General features: G+C 40.1%; 23 protein-coding genes and 1 pseudogene. 21 read left to right on the forward strand and 3 right to left on the reverse strand.

Annotated elements, in window-relative coordinates; genetic code table 11:
* Positions 1-181 precede the first annotated feature (181 nt).
* From AC4PM4_RS17275 to AC4PM4_RS17295, 5 genes are all read left to right on the forward strand, one after another.
* Positions 182-430 (forward strand): hypothetical protein, encoded by a 249-nt coding sequence (locus tag AC4PM4_RS17275; protein WP_491614107.1) that lies wholly within the window; start codon positions 182-184, stop codon positions 428-430.
* A gap of 21 nt (positions 431-451) precedes the next feature.
* On the forward strand, positions 452-997 hold the full coding sequence (locus tag AC4PM4_RS17280) for a GrpB family protein (RefSeq protein WP_491614108.1): 546 nt from the start codon (positions 452-454) through the stop codon (positions 995-997).
* Between the two features lie 136 nt (positions 998-1,133).
* Entirely contained in the window at positions 1,134-1,763 is a 630-nt protein-coding gene (locus AC4PM4_RS17285; protein ID WP_491614109.1) for a DUF1643 domain-containing protein, read from the forward strand.
* A 52-nt stretch (positions 1,764-1,815) separates the two neighbouring features.
* Entirely contained in the window at positions 1,816-1,944 is a 129-nt protein-coding gene (locus AC4PM4_RS17290) for a hypothetical protein (protein ID WP_491614110.1), read from the forward strand.
* Between the two features lie 132 nt (positions 1,945-2,076).
* Complete coding sequence (locus tag AC4PM4_RS17295) at positions 2,077-2,673, forward strand: chloramphenicol phosphotransferase CPT family protein (RefSeq protein ID WP_491614314.1); 597 nt, start codon at positions 2,077-2,079, stop codon at positions 2,671-2,673.
* 127 nt (positions 2,674-2,800) lie between these two features.
* On the opposite strand, the pseudogene AC4PM4_RS17300 reads toward AC4PM4_RS17295, so the two are convergent.
* Positions 2,801-3,951, reverse strand: a pseudogene (locus AC4PM4_RS17300) (IS3 family transposase).
* Between the two features lie 180 nt (positions 3,952-4,131).
* A complete protein-coding gene (locus AC4PM4_RS17305; protein WP_491614111.1) occupies positions 4,132-4,662 on the reverse strand; it encodes a hypothetical protein in 531 nt (176 codons plus the stop codon).
* 272 nt (positions 4,663-4,934) lie between these two features.
* On the opposite strand from AC4PM4_RS17305, the gene AC4PM4_RS17310 reads away from it, so the two are divergent.
* From AC4PM4_RS17310 to pyrH, 5 genes are all read left to right on the forward strand, one after another.
* Positions 4,935-5,213 (forward strand): hypothetical protein, encoded by a 279-nt coding sequence (locus AC4PM4_RS17310; RefSeq protein ID WP_376032244.1) that lies wholly within the window; start codon positions 4,935-4,937, stop codon positions 5,211-5,213.
* A gap of 137 nt (positions 5,214-5,350) precedes the next feature.
* The gene (locus AC4PM4_RS17315; RefSeq protein WP_491614112.1) at positions 5,351-6,391 is read left to right on the forward strand and encodes an ABC transporter substrate-binding protein; all 1,041 of its coding nucleotides are present in this window, start codon (positions 5,351-5,353) and stop codon (positions 6,389-6,391) included.
* 1 nt (position 6,392) lies between these two features.
* Positions 6,393-7,169, forward strand: coding sequence for a (2Fe-2S)-binding protein (locus tag AC4PM4_RS17320; protein WP_175383816.1), 777 nt, complete (start codon positions 6,393-6,395; stop codon positions 7,167-7,169).
* A gap of 45 nt (positions 7,170-7,214) precedes the next feature.
* Positions 7,215-8,936: a helix-turn-helix domain-containing protein gene (locus AC4PM4_RS17325; RefSeq protein WP_491614113.1), complete on the forward strand. Its 1,722-nt coding sequence runs from the start codon at positions 7,215-7,217 to the stop codon at positions 8,934-8,936.
* A 293-nt stretch (positions 8,937-9,229) separates the two neighbouring features.
* Entirely contained in the window at positions 9,230-9,967 is a 738-nt protein-coding gene (gene pyrH, locus AC4PM4_RS17330) for a UMP kinase (RefSeq protein ID WP_491614114.1), read from the forward strand.
* Between the two features lie 161 nt (positions 9,968-10,128).
* On the opposite strand, the gene AC4PM4_RS17335 is transcribed toward pyrH, so the two are convergent.
* On the reverse strand, positions 10,129-10,362 hold the full coding sequence (locus tag AC4PM4_RS17335; RefSeq protein WP_143764757.1) for a hypothetical protein: 234 nt from the start codon (positions 10,360-10,362) through the stop codon (positions 10,129-10,131).
* A gap of 190 nt (positions 10,363-10,552) precedes the next feature.
* Here AC4PM4_RS17335 and AC4PM4_RS17340 point away from each other — a divergent pair, with 190 nt between their 5' ends.
* The 11 genes from AC4PM4_RS17340 (at position 10,553) to AC4PM4_RS17390 (ending at position 19,105) form a co-directional block, all read left to right on the forward strand.
* The gene (locus tag AC4PM4_RS17340; protein WP_491614115.1) at positions 10,553-11,152 is read left to right on the forward strand and encodes a hypothetical protein; all 600 of its coding nucleotides are present in this window, start codon (positions 10,553-10,555) and stop codon (positions 11,150-11,152) included.
* 374 nt (positions 11,153-11,526) lie between these two features.
* The gene (locus tag AC4PM4_RS17345; RefSeq protein WP_491614116.1) at positions 11,527-12,132 is read left to right on the forward strand and encodes an oxidoreductase; all 606 of its coding nucleotides are present in this window, start codon (positions 11,527-11,529) and stop codon (positions 12,130-12,132) included.
* A gap of 219 nt (positions 12,133-12,351) precedes the next feature.
* Positions 12,352-12,756 carry a hypothetical protein gene (locus AC4PM4_RS17350; protein WP_076290100.1) on the forward strand — a complete coding sequence of 135 codons (405 nt, stop codon included), beginning with the start codon at positions 12,352-12,354 and terminating at the stop codon, positions 12,754-12,756.
* A 66-nt stretch (positions 12,757-12,822) separates the two neighbouring features.
* On the forward strand, positions 12,823-13,131 hold the full coding sequence (locus AC4PM4_RS17355; protein WP_076290099.1) for a hypothetical protein: 309 nt from the start codon (positions 12,823-12,825) through the stop codon (positions 13,129-13,131).
* Positions 13,132-13,492: 361 nt separating this feature from the next.
* Positions 13,493-15,289 (forward strand): serine hydrolase domain-containing protein, encoded by a 1,797-nt coding sequence (locus tag AC4PM4_RS17360; protein WP_491614117.1) that lies wholly within the window; start codon positions 13,493-13,495, stop codon positions 15,287-15,289.
* 326 nt (positions 15,290-15,615) lie between these two features.
* Positions 15,616-15,849, forward strand: a complete 234-nt coding sequence (locus tag AC4PM4_RS17365) for a WXG100 family type VII secretion target (protein WP_491614315.1) — start codon at positions 15,616-15,618, stop codon at positions 15,847-15,849.
* 39 nt (positions 15,850-15,888) lie between these two features.
* Positions 15,889-16,839, forward strand: coding sequence for a WXG100 family type VII secretion target (locus tag AC4PM4_RS17370; protein WP_491614118.1), 951 nt, complete (start codon positions 15,889-15,891; stop codon positions 16,837-16,839).
* 12 nt (positions 16,840-16,851) lie between these two features.
* Positions 16,852-17,145, forward strand: a complete 294-nt coding sequence (locus tag AC4PM4_RS17375) for a hypothetical protein (RefSeq protein ID WP_491614119.1) — start codon at positions 16,852-16,854, stop codon at positions 17,143-17,145.
* A gap of 212 nt (positions 17,146-17,357) precedes the next feature.
* Positions 17,358-17,672, forward strand: a complete 315-nt coding sequence (locus AC4PM4_RS17380; protein WP_491614327.1) for a hypothetical protein — start codon at positions 17,358-17,360, stop codon at positions 17,670-17,672.
* Positions 17,585-18,472, forward strand: coding sequence for a site-specific tyrosine recombinase/integron integrase (gene xerA, locus AC4PM4_RS17385; RefSeq protein ID WP_491614120.1), 888 nt, complete (start codon positions 17,585-17,587; stop codon positions 18,470-18,472). Before AC4PM4_RS17380 ends, xerA begins: the two co-directional genes overlap by 88 nt.
* Positions 18,473-18,640: 168 nt before the next feature.
* Positions 18,641-19,105 carry a DUF2691 family protein gene (locus AC4PM4_RS17390; protein ID WP_491614121.1) on the forward strand — a complete coding sequence of 155 codons (465 nt, stop codon included), beginning with the start codon at positions 18,641-18,643 and terminating at the stop codon, positions 19,103-19,105.
* Positions 19,106-19,318: the final 213 nt, after the last annotated feature.

The raw sequence follows: 19,318 nt of genomic DNA on the forward strand, positions 1-19,318 counted from the left end.
TGCGTACCAAAATAAGAAGATTCAGGAGCTTCTCGGCCACTCAAGCCTGAAGACAACCTGTCGGAGATGGAGGATTAGTCCTCTCTTCGTCTAATAATATATATGGGAACATTAAGCGAATTCGTAGAAAAGACGTTATCAGAAATCTCAAAGTTGAAAAAACAGAAGGAGGTTGATTAACATGAAACAACTGCCAGTCATCTTTTCTTTCATATTTATTATTTTGGGAATTTGTATTATTACTATCTCAAAGATAATTGAAGAAGTGATTCCAAAGCTAGGATTTGCTGCATATCAGGCCGCTGCAGCCGGGCCTTATACTCCAGATAATTATCATGTGAACTTTGAGCTCAATTATTGGATTGAGGCTATATGTATTCTGAGTGGCATTGTTTATTTGATTAGGGAACGTTATCGGAAATCTTCGTAAATAATCTTAAGGAGAACTTGAATGAAGAATCAAAAACCAGTAATTATTGAAGAATACAATGAAGAATGGCCAATAGCATTCAATGTAATAGAATCAATTCTATCAAATAATCTTAATGGTTTAGCATTACGAATTGAACACGTTGGAAGTACATCGGTCCCGAGTCTTGCAGCCAAGCCAATCATTGATGTTGATGTAGTAATTGAATCTGTGGAGTACCTGCCAGGGGTAATCGATAAGCTAGAAGAACTGGGATATGTACATGAAGGTGATTTGGGAATTAAGAATAGAGAAGCATTTGCAAGAAAGGATGCATATGTACCTTACGGTAGTGAAGGTAATGAGAAGTACGAACATCATCTATACGTATGCAATAAAGAAAGTGAAGAATTAAAAAGACATATAATATTTCGAGAAATATTAAGAAAGCATCCTTCTTTAGTAGCAGAGTATGCAAATTTGAAGAGAGAACTGTCCGATAAGTTTAGAAATAATCGCAAAGCTTATACCGATGGGAAGACAAAATTTGTTACGAGGGTAATGAATGAATTTAAAGATAATTTGTAATATATTTCAGTTAGACGAAACCTGTGCAAGGAAAAAAACAAAAAAATAAAGGACAATGTAAATTCGGTTATATTAAAACTAATTATTTTGATAATCGTTTTCGTCCAGATTAACATACATAGGAGGAGTGATTGACTTGTGGTTTGTTCAGGTGGCTAATAGCAATCAATTATCTTTTAAAACCGGAACCCATGCAAATATATTAGGAAATGCAGTTTTTAATCCAAATGGATCACGACGTTATTTTTTAGAAAAGCGTTGGGCACAAGGCGAAAAAGTACTTACTGCCATTATGATGAATCCTAGCAATGCAGCACATGATATATCTGATAAGACGGTTGACCAATTAATCAAAGTTGCAAGAGTTCAAGGTTGTCACGCGCTTTATGTTGTGAACGTTTCTAGTATTATTGATGGCAAGAGTAGTAACTTAAATACGACACAGTTTGTTTTTGAGTCTGTCAATTGGGAATTTATCACTGAAGCTATTTCAGAAGCAAATTGCGTCTTCATTGGGTGGGGACTTAAAGGACATAAAGGAATTCTAAAGCAAAAAATTAGTAATCCCTCATTAATATGTACTTTTGAAAATGCATTGAATAAAATGTATTGCTATGAGGTATTAAAATCCTCAGATAAGAAGTATAAAAACAAACCCATGTTTTATGTACCGCATCCACGTCCATTATTTGAGCAAGCGAAGTATTCTGATGTAGCAATACGAAAGATTAATGAAAACGAGTTCAGACAATTATTAATCAGATGATACAATCTATTGATCTCGATCAGGAACGTTAAAGAAATTTGATAGTAATACAATGCAGCCGCTGAAATCCTATAACGTAATATTCACGCATCGGGCATACGCCCTTGGTCCGGTGGACGGATTCCGGAGAAGTAGAGAGCAGCCGGACACCTCAGCATCTGCTGAGGTCGTGGATACGTGAAAGTTATACGACAGAAATTAAATCATATTTTCAATAACTTAAAAGAAGGTGAGTTCAATGAAGCAAGGCGCGGTGTTTGATTCAGAATGGACTTGAAAGGTACTGCCAAATTCATAGATAAGGGTGATTAATGTGGAACGAGGACTCATTATATTTTTGAACGGAACGTCAAGTGCAGGGAAGACGAGCATCGCGATGGAAATGAAAAATCAGGGAGAGATTCCATTTCATCATCTATCTGTAGATCAATTTCTCCATAATTATGATCAGTTTATCGACAATACATATCCAGATATGAAACCAACAAGAGAAGTGGAACACCATGTGATGACCGATATCCTTTTTGACCCGATCGCCTCGTTGTACTTTGCAACCATTAAACTGTTTTCGGAAATGGGTTTGAATGTCATCGTAGATACGGTCATCAGCAATGACAAGTGGTTTAACGGTTTTTATGATTTACTATCGGATTATCCGATATTGTTTGTAGGTGTACACTGCTCGAAAGAAGAACTCACCAGAAGAGAGCAGAGCAGAGGAGATCGTGCGATTGGACTCGCCCATTCCCAGTTCGACTACATATACGCCTATGATGAATATGATCTGGAAGTGAACACGGAAGAGCTTAGCTCAGCTGCATGTGCGGAAAAGATATTAAGTTATATAAATTCTAGTCAGGAATACTCGGCATTTAAGAAATTAAGTAGAAGAGAGGTTAGTGTTTCATAGAACATGGATGCCTGAATCACATCATATTCATGCTTTAGGCGATACTGCACTTCGTTTTACTTGAGAAAAAAGAAGCCGGTGATGGTCATAGCCCCGTCAAGTAGACAATAAAAAAAGAGAAATTCCATTAAGCGGCGACTTTTTCCCTGAATTCAATTGGGGAGAGGTCGCCGAGTTTGTTTTGGAAACGTTCCTTGTTGTAAAACAAAATATACTCTGTAATTTGGTTCCTTGCTTGCTCCAGATTCTGAGGCTTCTCCAAATACAACTTCTCCGTCTTTAAGTGGGAGAAGAACGACTCAATACATGCATTGTCATAGCAGTTCCCACGCCGAGAATGGCTTCCTGTTAGCGTCTTCTCTTCAAGCAACTTGGCATAGCTCTGTGTTGTATACTGGAACCCCTGGTCGGAATGGAGCAAGGTAGGTCCACATTTCAGTTTCTTCACCGTGTCCATAACGAGTTTTAAGTCATTTCGCTCGGAGAGTTCCCAAGCTACAATCTCGTTGTTGTATAGATCCATCACAACCGAGAGATAAGCAAAATCATGCCCAATCCGGACATACGTAATATCCGTCACGAGCTTCTGCAGAGGAGCTGCCGCCGAGAATTCTCTATTTAAGACATTACGGAACAGAACGGACGGTTTCCGGCCAGCAAATGGACGTTTCTTGCGAATCACGGAACGAATCTGGAGTTCTCTCATTAAGCGGCGTACCTTTTTGTGATTCACCACGAGGCCTTCCTTTCCTAACGCGGTTCGCATACGTTTGTAGCCAAAATAAGGACGAAGCCGGTGAATGCCTAAAATATGTGCTTTTAGATCCGCATCCCGATCTGCTCGTTTCTCTCAGAGGACGATATTCTTCTTCCATTTGTAGTAACCTGCACGAGAAATTTCAGCAATTTTACACAACCAAACCACAGGTGCCCACTTGCTTATTTCTCGAACGGACTGGCACCGGGTTTCGAAATCCAGCTTCCCTCTCCGTGCAAATTCGGATTGAGCTTTTTTAGATATTCTACCTGCGCTTTCAGATAAGCATTTTCTTCTTCTGCACTGCTAAAATGCTTCTTTGTCCAACGTCCTCGATAATCCTCAAAACTCTCTCCATTTTGGCTTTTCCGTACCCAAGTAATAATCTGGCTCTCACTCTTAATACCAAACTTCTCCATGATCCGACTGTATGTCCAACCTTCTTCCAATCGCAGACGAACAGCCTCTTTCTTCGTTTCTTTACTATATTGATTAAAGGTTTGGCCTTTTTTAGCTGGCATAGCAAAAATCCCCTCCGGTTTTCAGTGTTGAGTTCATTTTAACATGACCTCTTTTTTCACTGTCTACCTTGAGGGGATAATACCAGTGAATTAAATATCTGGCTTCTTTTTTTCGAACTCTCACAATAAAGAAAAGATTCTCCCTACACAAAGCGTTGAGTAACTGCTAAGTTAAGTTTTTCACTGTTTTATTTTGTCTAAAGGTACGTTAATAGTTGTTGACTCCATCGGGGTTACGGTTGTTCCATTTTGTTCAATCAAGGAAATCGTTAATTCTATAGATTCTTGATTGTCTAAATCAATAGAAATCGACCTGCGTTGAAACTCATCAAACAAGCCTTCAGCTTTAACAATGGTATCTTGATTATACAATTGTCCGTTTTTATCGCGGATCGTAACTTGAAAAATTCGATCTGGAATCTTTTCAGATGGATTCGGTTGATACTCTCTTTTACTGTACCATAAGCCAAATTGCAGTTTTTTTGAATTAGGCAGGTAATAGAGCTTAGTAAGATGCACTTTCGAATCAGACAAAGTCTGATTTTGATCTGTAAGTTGAATTGGCTCTTCATGGTTATTATATGGATCTTCCCATTGTAATGGTAATGTAGATCCTGTTTTAAGAGAGATGAGTTCTCTGTCTGCATACCAATAAATCCCTACTAGAATAATGATGACTAATAGAAGTAAAATGATAACATTTCTTTTCACATAACATCCCTACCATCTTTAATTGTTAGACCGTTCCGTTTTGTATTTTGATGATAATCATTATTAAACCATATAATGGATTTTAAATGAGTGAAAGTGAATTATATTCATTAGCCGGTAAAAAGAATATTGGTATTTGTTTGGGGAGAGAAATTTTCCCGAATGAAATACCCGTCGGTTCAATCGTCTACTGTTTTGCATCCAAGAAATTGATTGCTAGTTTGCTTGGATGAAGCTATACATCTTGAAATGATGATAAGGAGGGCAACTCTATGAATCCAGAAGATCATATCCAACACATGTTACAGGCAATCATTGAGAAAACACAATCCATCATCATCGATAGTCATAAACAATCTTTCGGCTCTTTGGAGTATTTCTTGGAACATGTTCTAGTGTATCGAGATAAACAGCAATACATGTCTAACGAGTGGCATATTCGCACACCGCGCTGGCTAGGGGAGTATGGGAATACGCCGGAGGAAGAAGAGCTTCTTTCAGATATCTACCGATTGCAAGCGTACATTGCAGAAAAGTTAAAGGGCGGATAAGCGGCTCACGATGTCGCATTAGTCCGGCTGAAATGTCGCAAAAGTACATGGTAACACGATACGGAGATCGTATATACTCTCTTTATGTTTCGATAATGAAAATCATTATCACCAGTATACATAAGGGGGATTTACAAATGAAACAAGGAACAAAGGGGCAGGCTGCTGGAAGCAAGGTATATGCTGCTCGCAAATCACGATTATTCATGGGCTTGATGTTAGCCCTTATTCTTGTCCTGACGGCTTGCGGTGCCGGAACAAGTACAGATAGCGGCAAGCCGTCTGCGGCAACGCCAGCGGAGACACCTGCGAATGAAGGAACTCAGACGGACGGAGCTTTTCCCGTAACGATCAAACACATGAAGGGCGAGCTGACCCTAAATGAAAAACCAAAGAAAATCGCTGTGCTTGATGTCAAATTCCTGGATCAAATGTTAGCCGTTGGCGAGAAGCCGGCAGGCAGTGTTATCGCTGGAGGAAACTCCGATTTTCCAGAATACTTAGGCGATCAACCGAGTGGAGTACAGGTTCTGGGTACACGGGACGAGCCTAATCTGGAAGCGATTGTAGCGTTGGCCCCGGATCTGATTATCATGACTGATTTCCAGGAGAAGCAGTATGAGAGTGTAAGTAGAATTGCACCGACCCTTGTACTCGATTTCTACGAAGACTGGCGGGATACTTTAGCCACAGTTGCTAAGATTACAGACAAGCAGGACGAGGCAGAGAAAGTGCGCACGGCGTATGAGGAAAAAGTTGCTGGAATGAAGACAAAGCTGGCGGAGAAGCTGGGTGATGAGACGGTAGCGCTGATTCGTCCGCGTAAAGAAGGCATTCGTGTTCATGGGATTGAGCATCGTACAGGTGTTATTCTGTATCAGGATCTGGGCTTGAATATGCCTGCACTGGTTGAGGGAATCAAGGATGATACTTCTGTTGAAATCTCAATGGAGAAGGTTCCTGAGATCGGGGCAGATCGTTATTTTGTACTGTCGGATGAGCTGTTTGCGGCGGAGGCAGAGGCTATGGTGAGTAATCCCGTGTGGAAGTCCCTTGATGCTGTGAAAAATAACCGCACGTATGACGTAAACTCAACACTGTGGATTGCATACTACGGACCGCTTGCGATTAATCTTATTGTAGATCAGGCATCGGAAGCTCTGCTCGGATCGAATTAATATGACCCATTATCTCTCGACAGACTTATGGAAAGAGACAGTGAAGGATCATTCGATTTTGCTTGGTGAGCCGCCTGAACATAGTGTCCGTACCATTGCTTTGAGTGAACTGCATGACGAAGCGGCATGCCGAGAGTATATCAGCTGGTTTCAGGAGTATATCGATACACCTGACATGAATGTTGCCGCTTCCATGTTAGCCAAGCGAATTGGCTATCTGTGGACGGCTCCGCTGGTGACCGCGATGACTTTTCATCATCAGCATGTTTCGTTTCAGCTGGAGAACAGCTTTCTCTATCATCCGGCGCTCTCAGATCATGAGGGCGGCACACGATTTCCTTTTCTAGCGGTGAATGGACTTCGGGCAGAACCACTATCGGAAGACAGGGAATCCTCGCGGGAAAAGGTGGTAGAGGAGATGTTTGCGGTACAGCTTACACCGCTGTTAAAGATGCTTGCTGTGATTGCTCCACTTTCAATGAGTATCCTCTGGGAGAATATCATGGTACGCATTGGGCCGCTATATACTCCTAAAGCAGACGATGATGAGCAAGAAAGTGAGCACATCCAGGCAGACTTTGCCTATCTGACGCAGGTGGCATCCGGGCAGATTTTCGGCGTGAGAAAGAATCCGTTAACTCGCTTCACCGAATGCAAAGACAATGGCTACGTTGCCAAAAGCGAGCGGATCACCTGTTGTTTTTATTATCAGATGTCAGGGGAATATTGCAGAAAATGTCCGAAAATTGACAATGAGAATAAATCTCAATTAAAATGACAACAGCAACCATTTTACCTTTGCTATTGTCAGGAGATGAGAGAAATGCCGCTGCAAGAACAGACAAGTCTATGGAGTGATACGACGATCAAGATGCTCGACGGGTATAGTGGTACTTTGCAGACAGGCAGTGTTCTTAGCGAAACAGAAATAACTTCAAATGTGTTGCTGCTGGCATGCGGAGGGGAAGGGGAGCTTGCAATGAATGGTGAGGTTTGCCACATTGGAGCTTCTTTTGCCTGTCATGTGGTGGAGGGCACATCCTTCACGCTGACCGCCAGATCAGACGAACTTTATTATATAGTGATCAATTATAAGGCTTCTTCCATGGAAGGAGCCTCTCATGTTATACCCTCATATCGCAAACACCCACTGCAAACTTCGTTTATTCAGAATCCGGTGACCCAAGCGGAATGGATCGAGAATGCGGAAAAAATCGTTGCCAAATGGCGTCGTGGCGAAGGGCTGGAACGTTTTCATGCCAATGCGTTGCTCCAGATGATGATCTACGAACTGATCATGGAGTATGAATGTGGTCAAGGCGGAGCAGAGTCCGACATGGTGGATGTTGTCGTGTCATATATATCATCGCATTATCGTCAGAATCTGGAGCTTAAAGAGCTGGCAGCCCTCGCTGGGTGCAGTGTAAGACAGTTGCAGCGACGATTCAAACAAGAGAAGCAGCTCGGACCGATGGAGTACGTCATCCAGCTACGCATGGAGAATGCATCGCGGATGCTGCATCATACGGATGCTCCCATTGGGGAAATTGCTGACAAAATGGGCTACCGTGACATGTATTATTTCAGTAGGGCGTTTAAGAAATATTATGGCGTTCCTCCGCTGCGTTATCGGCTTGCTGCCGCTTCGGAAACAGTTGCAAACTATGCTCATTCCTTGCTGCGGAATCGATTGGCTTCTTCGTATGAGTCAGCCCAAGGCCCGGTGATCTGCCATATGCGAGGAGAGTATACTGTCACCGAGTTACCGCAACGTATCGCTGTACTTGATGTCCAGTATGCCGATCATTTGATTGCGCTTGGGTTGTCTCCAGCGGGAAGTGTAGGAGTAGGAAGTGCAACGTTCCATTTCCCGCAATATATCAGGGCAGGACTTCAAACTACCGAATTGCTCGGAACGTATGAGTACCCTGATCTGCTTGCTGTGGAACGACTGTCTCCAGATCTGATTATTTGCACTGAGGTGCATGATCAGCACGTTGAACGGTTAAGCCGGATCGCTCCAGTGATTATGTTCAAGCGTAATGAGAGCTGGCAGAACATCCTGAGTCTGTTCGGTGAACTGACAGGCAAGCGGGCAGAGGCCAAGCGTATACTTGCGGATTATCATCGACGTACTGCTTTGCTGTCCGAAGAACTGGCTCCAGTACTGGCAGGTAAAAGTGTGGCATTGATTCGTCCGCTGGACTCTCTCGTTCGGGTTCACTCTGCCGCTCATCGTACAGGTGCTGTGTTGTACCGTGATCTGGGTCTGCCTGTTCCGTTATTTGTATCCGATACCGCTGACACAGCCTATCATATCTCGGTTGATAGATTAACGGCTGTACAAGCCAGTCACTACTTTTTGCTCAGTAATGAGCTTATGCAGGATGGGATATCCGCGACAGAACAGCGTGTGTGGGGGTTGCTGGATACGGGTGAGCGACAGCAAATACATTCCGTAGATGCTGCGACATGGATCGGCTGTTATGGACCGACAGGCATTAATGGCATTGTGGATCAGATTGAACAGGCGTTGTTGGCTTGAGGGGTTATGATTTTTTTGTTGTTCGTAAAACGGCAAGGTAGCTCTTTGATACGGCTCATCGTAAATCATATTATAACTTATTGAAATTGCTTGCAGATTTAATATTGACGGTAATTGCAATTTAGCCTCACGTAATGTAAAATTACTTGATGGAAAAAACATGAAGGAGTGGGAGTATGAGGTGGAAACGGAAGACTTACATTCAGTCGACTTGCGTAATTTCATATTTTCATTCCATTAGGACACTAAAGCATTTATTGCTTTAGTGTTTTTATTTTATGGGGGTGTAATAATTGTCAAGGTACAAAAGGGTTCTCGTTAAGCTAAGTGGTGGAGCAGTAGCAGGAAACTCTGAATTTGGTTTTGAGCCAGAAAGGTTAGACCATATTGCGGATGAAATTATGTCAGTAGTAAATTTAGGCGTTGAAGTATCGTTAGTTATAGGTGGGGGTAACATTTTCAGAGGCAATATGGCGGAAAGCTGGGGGATTGAAAGGGCAGAAGCTGATAACATTGGGACGCTTGCGACTGTAGTAAATAGTTTAATGCTTCGTGGAGTTCTTAAAGCCAAGACCAAAAAAGAAGTACGAGTAATGACCGCAATACCTATTACTTCAGTTGCAGAACCATACATCCGTCTAAGAGCAATCCACCATCTAGAAAAAGGCTATATTGTAATTTTTGCAGGGGGGAACGGTCAACCTTACGTTACAACAGACTATCCTTCAGTACAAAGAGCCATCGAGTTTAATTGTGACGCTTTATTAGTTGCAAAGCAAGGTGTTGATGGTGTTCTTAATGCAGACCCTAAGTTTGATAAAGATGCAAGGAAATTTCGTTCGCTTCATTACAACGACGTTTTAAAACACAACTTAAAGGTAATGGACCAATCAGCTTTCATTTTAGCAAGAGACTACAATCTGCCAATGCATGTGTTTAACTTCGATAAACCAGGTTCGATGAAAGAAATTTGTGAAGGTAAGAATAACGGTACGATAATTAGTGGCGAATCAGTTTCAGAGTTGGAATGAAATATGTTAGCAATACTACTCTCCCTTGATTTAGCGAAACGATAGTTCCACAAAAGAGAAGTTCTATTCAAAATCCCACTCGGCCATGGAGTGGGATTTTGTTTATGGCTCCACAAAGTCAGACCTCCCAAGCTTAAAGCAAGTTAGATATTCATAATCTTTTAAGTTGGGGTAATACCAGCGTCACTGTCACCAAGTGCAAGCGTATGGGTTAGATTGGAAATTGTTGTTTGTGATTTAGATAACATAAAGTTAACTTTGTTCATAAATAATGTAAATTTTATGTCATTCCTTGCTTCAATTGCTCTGATATAATTTCTGCTAGAGCGAACCTCCCAGTAACCAAGTAACAACTCAACCAGAACAAAACACTGAGGGAAAACTGATAAAGTCATCGGAAAGTAAAGAAAAAGTATCGCCCCATTTGTTATATAGCAATGAAGAATTATTCGCTGTATGGAAGTAGCTTTTAGCACATGGTGATATAAAAAGAAGGAACAGAAGATTTTAATCCATACGGGGATTAATTCAGTTAGCAAGCGAGTAAACATGCGAAATCATAACTTCATAGTAGGAGTGTGAGATATGAAAAAAACAATATTGGCTTGTATGATGATAATGTTGATGCTAGCATCGGCTTGTGGAAATGTTGAAAAGACATCCAATCCCAATACTTCTAGTGAGCCTAAACCTGAAACTCAGGAGGCTATTATTCAAAAAAACATATCCGACTATTGTACGGTAGACCGTATAAGCTTGGATAGTGAAACTGAAAAATATTTCTATGGAACTTGGAAAGTTGAGAAGCTTTTAGGATTTGCAAATTCATATAATGATGCTTCTGAATATCCAACAGGGCAAAAATTTATTGGAGATAAAGTTATAATCGAAAAAGACTTTTTTTCATCAAAAGGACTTAAAAAGTATAAGAAATATCAATATGAACTAAAAAATCCATTATATCAGATTACGGCAACATGCTATAACTCTGACTCTTTTTATAGATATTATAAAATAGATATCCCAGACTTACATATAAATGATGAAATAAAGGCAATAGATATAAGTGACTCTTCTACAAAAATGAGCATACCTGTAAGTTTAAGCTTTTTAGCTGTTAATAACGATAGGCTTATCTTGTTATCAGAGGCAACTATTTTTGAGCTTAAAAAAATTATTGATTAACTGATTAAATGAATTAAGGTTATGTAATAAGTTCTGTGCTAATTTTTAAACAAGAAAAGGTCAGCCTCTTTAGGCTGATCTTTTCTTGTTTATGTCGTAAAACGAGTAAACTGCAGTGTATTAACTGGATATTTGCGAGTAAAACCCGTGCCTTTACTAATTTTGAACAATTATCGTTTTCTTCTTTTGATCCGTATGGATAAGGGTTTGAGAAACTAATAATTATCCCTTATTCGCCAATTCACCTTCTTAAATGTAACAATATGGGTTATCATATACGTAGTTCAGGCACTAGTAGATGGGATATGTTGTATTTGTGAAATACAAAAATTAGATATTATATGAATTCAATGACATGATTACGAGGTGATTCAATGAGAAAAAATATAGCAATAATCATACTAATGGTTGGATTGATAATAAGCATGTTTTTCAACTATCAATTCAAAGCGTACAAAGACAATCAAAAGGTTGATTACACGGTTAAACTGAATCATGGAACTCAAATTGGTATAAAAGAATCAATCTACAATTTAGATAATGTGATCAAAAGCTTAGAGGACAATTCTTCGAAGGAAACAGTCATACACGCATTAGGAAATGTGGCAGTATCTTTGAAAGTGGGTGAAGAATCATTCGTCTTTCTGAAATCCGACTTCCGGGAAGATCAATTATCTTCAACCTATTTAATCTATAATGTGTTTAGAGATATGAATACGTATATAAGAGTAGAAATCATAGACCAAATTTTATCGAATAAGATATCGCTAGAAAAAGAATCGAGAAATCAACTGATTAAGGATATAGGTGTGCTTAAACAAGATTTGGAGTATATTGATAGTCAATTTAACGAGGATGTTCTGAAAGAACAAAGTCCTAAGTGGATTGAAAACAAATGGAAAGAGTTAATTGGAGAGATTGTAAATCGGAATACGGATAATAGATTATATGAAAGAATTAAAATGAAATACAACTTATAAGTTGTTCGTGGAAGGCAATTGACATCTAAATAACAATATATCTACACCGCTTTGCTTTCGCTTCTTGGTCTGCTGAGGGTATTCGAAGAAGTGAAGTCGGCAGGTAACCCTGCACTATCTAATCGTGTCGCGGCAAGTCGCTGCACTCTTTGAGGTAGTGAGGGTATGTAGATACAAGAACGTTATGTGAAATACCAGAAAACCTAATAAGGAGAAGCTATGAACGAAAAAGCTAAAGGCAAATTAAAAAAGCAATTTCTATTCATCGTTCTATTTATTTTTATAATCGTAATTCAAGTAACTACCAATAACTTAGCATATCATCCTCCTGCATGGACAACTGCGTTATCAATTTTTTGCTTTATTATATTTTGTATACTTGGCCTTGTAACATACCTTGATCTCAAGAAACAAGAGCAGTTCAACACAATTGGACAAATAGTAGAGGTGAATAATAACATCGTAATAGTCAAAGGACTGGGACGAGGTAACACCAAAATTAAAATAAATGATAGTCACATCGTGAATATGATGCAGCCAAATGAACTCATTGAAATAACGAGATTAAAATATTCAAAAATGATAACGAAAATAGTATATAAAGACCAAGAGATCTATCCTTAATCAAGTTATAAATAAAAATAGAGGATATATCTTGAAGTCCGTCTGAGGTAGAGGGAGTGAATGTAAATGAACAACATAAATTCTCATAATTGCAACCTAAATATAAGGTATGATCTGCCTGATGAGGTATGGGATAAAGTTTCTAAAGTGTATGAGCGTATGCCAGGGTGGATTGGTTATAAAAGTGGAGTTCCATATTGGTTTGGGTCTGAAGAGGATGATGTTTTTATTGAGGCATCCGTAGAGCCTAGTGGATTATCATTTTATGCACAGATGAATATTGATGATTGGGTGTCTTGGATAGAAACATTTAAGCTGGAAGCGTCAAAAGTGTTGGGCTTTGAAGTTGGTGAACCTGAAGATGGATATATGTGATAAATGAAGGATATTTATAAAAAATAATAATGCGAGTAAAATCGTTCGTTCCAATTGATCATTTTAATGTTATGTTGATCCGGATGCTAACAACGAAGGAATAATCACATTACATATCGTTTCTGAGGGGAAGAATTCGAAGGCTGGACCAAAGAATATATAGGGTACAGAAGAGTATTAACACCGAAATGGAGCGATGAGATCATCACGCCCAAATTAATAGATGAAATTCTTTGACCTCTATCCTGAATGGAGTGTAATTGCATTTAAGAATAATTTAGATTCGTGTGTACTCTTTTGAAAACGCATACGTGAAAACAAGAGTACGTAATTAACATTTAATATAAAAGGAGAGAAGCTAATGCAGATGAGTCGTGGATATCACACTGTAAACAAAGTAATCGCTTGTATTCTGTCATTCATATTTATCATTATGGCAATAGCGGCACCTGTCCACGCTGAAGAAGAACAGGTTGAGACTACACCATCCAGCATTCCTTTATCCAAGTTAGAGGAAACGATTGATACTTATGTTGCCTCGTATGAGAAGTATACCGCTGCTGTCTCGTTTGTGGCTATCAAAGACGGAAAAACCATTGTGAATAAGGCATATGGTTACGCGGATATGGAGAATCAGCGAAAGGCGGATACATCTACGGTTTTTGAATGGGCTTCGATCTCTAAGCTGTTGGTCTATACGAGTGTGATGCAGCTTGTCGAGCAAGGAAAGCTTGATTTGGAGGCGGATATCCAAGAATATCTACCAGAGGGATTTTTCAAAAAGCTGAAATACGATGAACCGATTACCCTAATGAACCTGATGCATCACAATGCGGGTTGGGAAGATCAAACAGCGTCCGAAGTGTATTATTACGAAGAGAATGAAAATTATGATTTGGGAGAAACGTTGCGTGAAAATGAGCCGAAACAGATATATAAACCGAATAGCGTCGTTGGTTATTCAAACTATAGCGTTGGATTAGCCGGTTACATCGTGGAATTGGTAAGTGGGCAACCTTATTATGAATATGTTAATCAACATATTTTTGAACCTCTTCATATGAACGACACTACGGTTCATCCAACGGGGCAAGATCGTCCAGACCTAGTGCAAAGAAGGAATGAGATCGAAGGGTATACGAAAGATTTGAAACTGATACCTGAGAACAGAGTATACGTAACGTTTTATCCTACAGGGGCAGCAATCGGGACAGCAGAAGATTTAGGGAAATTCCTTGCAGCGCTGATGCCTGTCGATGATAGCCATGTATTATTTGCAAAGAGGGATACGTTAGACGAAATGTTGTCAACAAGTCTATATTATGATGAGACTTCTATTCCGCGATTTGCGCACGGGTTCGTTGAGATGGAATACGTGGTGCCTACGCTGATGCATGAGGGGAATTTAAAAGGATTTTCAAGTAAAGTTGTCTTCGATCCAGCATCCAAATTTGGGATGGTGGTCATGACAAACATTGCGTTCGAGGAAATCTATTATTATGGACTTATTAGCAAAATCTTTGGTAATAGTACATACGTTAGTTCCGTTGCTTCTGAAGGAGGATATTTTCAGTCCGCACGAAGGGCAGCTTCTAGATTTACTGATTTATTCAGGCAGCTTGATATAACCAAATTTTCAAAAGCGGAGTTAAGTAATCTATATAATGTGGTCGAGCATATTGGCGTTGTTGAGAAAATTTCCTACACTCCTTACATGGATTACTTGCCTGTATCTAATTTGAAGGTGAACTTGATTGTATTATCTTTTATTCCTGTTGCGCTAGCCATCGTTTTCAGTTTAAGTGTGTTGATCGGCTATTTAATCCGGATGCTTTTTTACAAACGAAATAAACGAGGAAATCCTCGGATAGATTTTGATAAATATTATCTTGCAATTAATGTAGCAGGTGCGATACTTCCTCTTAACCTTTTAATCATACACACGAGACTTCCAAGTTATCCCGCTCATTCTTCGCTACGGATCAATTTATTGTTTAACCTACTTTATGTAGTTCTAGCAGTGGCGTATCTTGGCTTGCTTATGTTCAAACTGAGGAAGAGCAGTTACAGCAAAAAGCAAAAGGTGATGTACATCATGTCCGGTATTTCGGCTTTCATCCTGGCTGCTTTTATTGTGGGTTGGCATTTGTATGTTTAGAGTGGCAAAGCTGAATGTAGATATTCCAAGCAATACAATGGCTCGCAAATGACTCCTATATATCACTGATATTAAGTGAAGGAAATTATAGAGATATAAAGACAGCAGTTCCTTATCTGGATCTGCTGTCTTTACATTAGTTGGACAAGTATATAAACAAAGTCAAAGGTAACAACAAAAATGATCAGGGCTCTAGTTCAGATTGTTCAGTGGCTTATTGCTGCATTATTTGACACAGGTAATAAATGAACAGTAAAATCCAGATATTCCCTGAAATCAGAAACTAAATATTTCTTTAGTAGGTGTGAGGTATAATGACGAGAATTATGGTTACGCCAGAGCAACTATTTGCAATTAGTAAACAGTTCTCTACAGCTTATACTACTCTTCAACATATGAATGAAAGTCTTCTGCGAAGCATGACTGATATAGAAGCGAACTGGGATGGGAGTACTAGAGAAAGGTTCTACTATGATTTCAAGAAGTCACAGCTTGTTATGACTGAAGTTGTCACACTTATGAGTTCAATATCAACTGTGTTACATAACTATGGAGAATGATTTCTCCAAGCTGATCACGGGTCGGAAGGGCAAGTAGACATGAACTGTTTACCACCACCACCGAATGCTTGTGGCCCACAGGAAGGTGTAGACGATCGGAATGCAGTTGAGAAGTCTGTAGATAGTTTAAAAGAGCTAGGACAAGCATTTATACAATCGGCAGATGACCGATATCAGAAGAGATATGATAGTGTAGGCGGATTTCTGGATTACTGGACATTTGGTATTCCGAGTGGACTCGTAAACGGGTATGTTGATCGAGCTGACAAAGCTTTTGAGTCGCCTCAAGACACACTGAACTGGTTGACATTTGGAGTCCATGGAACGATTAGAGAAGCCGTTTTACCTACAAATGCTTGGTCAAGTGAACATTGGGCAAGTATGCTCGGTACAGGTGGTATGGTATTAGGCGTTAGCTCTTTTTTCAAACCTAAGCTGCATATCGATACCCCTGTCAAATACGATGGCGCGGTAGATTTTAGACAGATTCTCAGTGACGGACAACGCAATGAGCTTCCGCTGACGGATAACCAAAAGATTGAGATAAAGAGTTACTTGAACAAGCTTGATTTCCCCGAAGAAAATATCTTAATCGCACAACCTGGTTATTATGATACCTGGAATACAGGCATGATGTATAATCGCTTGGTCATCAATACGGATGTCTTACCAGCAGCAGCCCCGGGAGTAGGGACTTTGAGTGCGAATACACACATTTCAATGAATGCTACACTAGCTCACGAGATTGTTGGGCACTATGAGGCTTCTATCGCAGGCAGATCCTTCCCACTTTATGATCTTCCTCCTGAAGTCATCAAAAGAAACTATGCTCTTGATGAGGCTCAGGCAAGTATTCGGGCAGCAAGGTTTGCTCCTGAACTCAATTCTACTGAACGGTATGCTTTATTGAGAGATGCGATAGTCAGGCTTCATAATGCCGATTTCAGGATACGAGATGTCAAAGGCGAGCTATTCATAGATCAGAGATAGGGAGGCCATAGAATGGAAACTAAAATGCTGTTTGGCGTGGGGTTAGTCTTCGATACACCGGAATTCGGAACCATCGTTATGGGGGCTAATGAAGAGTTGGATGAGCTCCTGCCTTCGACAACTAAAGAGATGATTGGTGAGAAGATCATGATCAAAAAAACGGATGGGGAAGAGCAAGTGTTTAGAGTTGTTTCTACTCAAATTAATCATTCTATTGCGGGTAAAAAAAATATCGGTATATGTTTGGGTAAAAGTATATCCCCAGACGAAATACCTGCGGGTTCAATCGTCTACTATTATCCATGAGGACAAATTGACAGTAAGTATGCTTTGTTGAAGCTACATGGAGTGGCAGTTTTTTATTGCACTGGCTGTGCCCATCTTTACTTTTAAAGATCATATATGTTCCGAAAGCATCGGAAGGTCATCTGATTCCCTTTTTGGGATGAGGATAGCCTTCCTTTTTATTTCTCAAAATTGCGGAGAAAGACATAGACTCAAACAAAGGAGAGTTTCCTATGAACGATGATACTACAACGGAAAAGAAGATTACCATAACTAAAGGTTCTACTCATTCATTGCATATTCGTTGTTCCTATAACCCTGCATATATTCAGCGCATTCGCCAGATTACGGGCAGAAAGTGGGAACCCAAACAGAAAATGTGGATCATACCCTACACTATTGCGGCCATCCAGGAGTTTACGAGCCAGTTTGATCCAGATGAAGTTCAGATTACCCGGAGTTGTGGGTTGACAATGAAGAACTGCAGCAATGGAAAGCTAATAGGGGAAACAACCAGTGGAGCAAAGAACCGTTACAGAAGGCACTAAAGTTACGAGGATATAGTCGCAAAACGATCAAAGCGTATTGTAATCAGGTCGAGCGTTTTCTAAGCAGCCTTAGCCTTAAAAATAAGGATGTCACTACTTCCAATGTTCAGATGTATTGTTTAGGTTTGCTGGAGCGAGGAATTTCCCATTCAAGCGTGAATCAGACCATTAGCGCGCTCCGCTTCTATTGCAAACATGTGCTCCATCATCCTACGGATATCCAGTATATTCGTCCTAAGAAGCAGACCAAGCTTCCACAAGTGATGTCCGAAAAGGAAGTTGCACAATTACTCAAATCCGTAACCAACCCTAAACATAAGGCCATATTGTTTCTGACCTATTCTTCCGGGCTTCGTGTAGGTGAAGTTGTGCGTCTGCGTTGCAGCGATCTGGATATTGAAAGGCAGACACTCATTGTCCGACAGGGAAAGGGTCAAAAGGATCGGAGAACGCTTCTTTCAAGCCTTGCCTGGGATATGGTGCAGAAATACATAGATGAATACAGACCCAATCGTTGGCTGTTTCCGGGGCAATCTTCTGATCGACATCTTACTGAGCGGAGCGTGCAGAAGGTTTTTGAAGAAGCTAGACAACGCGCAGGAATTGTGAAAAAGGTAAGTATTCATGCGTTGAGACACTCCTTCGCCACTCATTTGCTGGAAAACGGGACAGACCTGCGCTACATTCAGGAGTTACTTGGTCATACGAGTGCACGTACAACTCAGCGATATACGCATGTTAGTACGAAAAATATCCAGCGTATTCAAAGCCCGCTGGATCGGATGGATTTGGGAGATTGAATGCTTCGATAAATCTCCCTTTTTCACCAAATTCTTCTTCGCAAATAACTACACCTTAGGTTATCATATACGTAGTTCACATATCATGCAGGATGTGTGGTATTTACGAAGTACATAAATTAGATGTTATCCGAAATCTCTGCAGGAAAAGAATAAGGAGAAGAGTAGATGATAAGAGGAATTAGTTTTGAAATTCCAAATGAATACGGAAGATTTCTCGAAGATATATTAAAACCGTTTAAAGTAGAAGATCATAATTGGTGGATTGGTGGGGAGGAGTCATACATTATACTAGATGGCGAACTAGATGCACTTTTTTCAGGGTTAATTGAATGTATGGATGGTGAAACACTAAGAAACGTTATAAAGAACAACGATTATTATTTAATATTCCAAGACCTTAAAGCTTTTCCTAAAGGCAGTCAACCAATTGAAATAAAAACTTACAATGATTTTCTCAGAAGTAACTGCGAATTGGCATTATTAGTTGTAGATAGTTCTTATACAACAATCTATTGCAAAAATGCCGAGTTAGTAGAAGGGATGTATTCTAACGCAAAAAAACAGGCCTATACAAATATAAAATACATAACTGACGAGAATGATTTCAGAACAAGCCTTTCTGTATGGTAGGAAAGAATTAATGCAAGTAAATCAGGAAGGCAGAGACATCGGATAACATTACATTCCTACTTCGTCGCTGACGCTCCTTGGTCGCCAAGAGGGATATCGGAGAGGCTTATTCAGGCGACACATTCAACCAGCTAAGTCTATCGACCCGGCAACTTTGTTGCCTTAAGCTGCTTGAACGTCAGGAATGCGGGAACGTTATGCGAAAATAGATCA

Source organism: Paenibacillus sp. MDV22-iso6 (genome assembly GCF_058408365.1).

Excerpts from the sequence above, each read along its gene's own strand:
- AC4PM4_RS17375 (WP_491614119.1), top strand. The coding sequence starts at position 16,852 with ATGGAAACTAAAATGCTGTTTGGCGTGGGGTTAGTCTTCGATACACCG.
- AC4PM4_RS17275 (WP_491614107.1), top strand. The coding sequence starts at position 182 with ATGAAACAACTGCCAGTCATCTTTTCTTTCATATTTATTATTTTGGGA.
- AC4PM4_RS17310 (WP_376032244.1), top strand. The coding sequence starts at position 4,935 with ATGAATCCAGAAGATCATATCCAACACATGTTACAGGCAATCATTGAG.
- AC4PM4_RS17345 (WP_491614116.1), top strand. The coding sequence starts at position 11,527 with ATGAGAAAAAATATAGCAATAATCATACTAATGGTTGGATTGATAATA.
- AC4PM4_RS17355 (WP_076290099.1), top strand. The coding sequence starts at position 12,823 with ATGAACAACATAAATTCTCATAATTGCAACCTAAATATAAGGTATGAT.
- AC4PM4_RS17390 (WP_491614121.1), top strand. The coding sequence starts at position 18,641 with ATGATAAGAGGAATTAGTTTTGAAATTCCAAATGAATACGGAAGATTT.
- AC4PM4_RS17325 (WP_491614113.1), top strand. The coding sequence starts at position 7,215 with ATGCCGCTGCAAGAACAGACAAGTCTATGGAGTGATACGACGATCAAG.
- AC4PM4_RS17380 (WP_491614327.1), top strand. The coding sequence starts at position 17,358 with ATGAACGATGATACTACAACGGAAAAGAAGATTACCATAACTAAAGGT.
- AC4PM4_RS17370 (WP_491614118.1), top strand. The coding sequence starts at position 15,889 with ATGAACTGTTTACCACCACCACCGAATGCTTGTGGCCCACAGGAAGGT.
- AC4PM4_RS17290 (WP_491614110.1), top strand. The coding sequence starts at position 1,816 with ATGCAGCCGCTGAAATCCTATAACGTAATATTCACGCATCGGGCATAC.
- AC4PM4_RS17350 (WP_076290100.1), top strand. The coding sequence starts at position 12,352 with ATGAACGAAAAAGCTAAAGGCAAATTAAAAAAGCAATTTCTATTCATC.
- AC4PM4_RS17280 (WP_491614108.1), top strand. The coding sequence starts at position 452 with ATGAAGAATCAAAAACCAGTAATTATTGAAGAATACAATGAAGAATGG.
- AC4PM4_RS17360 (WP_491614117.1), top strand. The coding sequence starts at position 13,493 with ATGCAGATGAGTCGTGGATATCACACTGTAAACAAAGTAATCGCTTGT.
- AC4PM4_RS17365 (WP_491614315.1), top strand. The coding sequence starts at position 15,616 with ATGGTTACGCCAGAGCAACTATTTGCAATTAGTAAACAGTTCTCTACA.
- AC4PM4_RS17340 (WP_491614115.1), top strand. The coding sequence starts at position 10,553 with ATGAAAAAAACAATATTGGCTTGTATGATGATAATGTTGATGCTAGCA.
- AC4PM4_RS17315 (WP_491614112.1), top strand. The coding sequence starts at position 5,351 with ATGAAACAAGGAACAAAGGGGCAGGCTGCTGGAAGCAAGGTATATGCT.
- AC4PM4_RS17335 (WP_143764757.1), bottom strand. The coding sequence starts at position 10,362 with ATGACTTTATCAGTTTTCCCTCAGTGTTTTGTTCTGGTTGAGTTGTTA.
- AC4PM4_RS17320 (WP_175383816.1), top strand. The coding sequence starts at position 6,393 with ATGACCCATTATCTCTCGACAGACTTATGGAAAGAGACAGTGAAGGAT.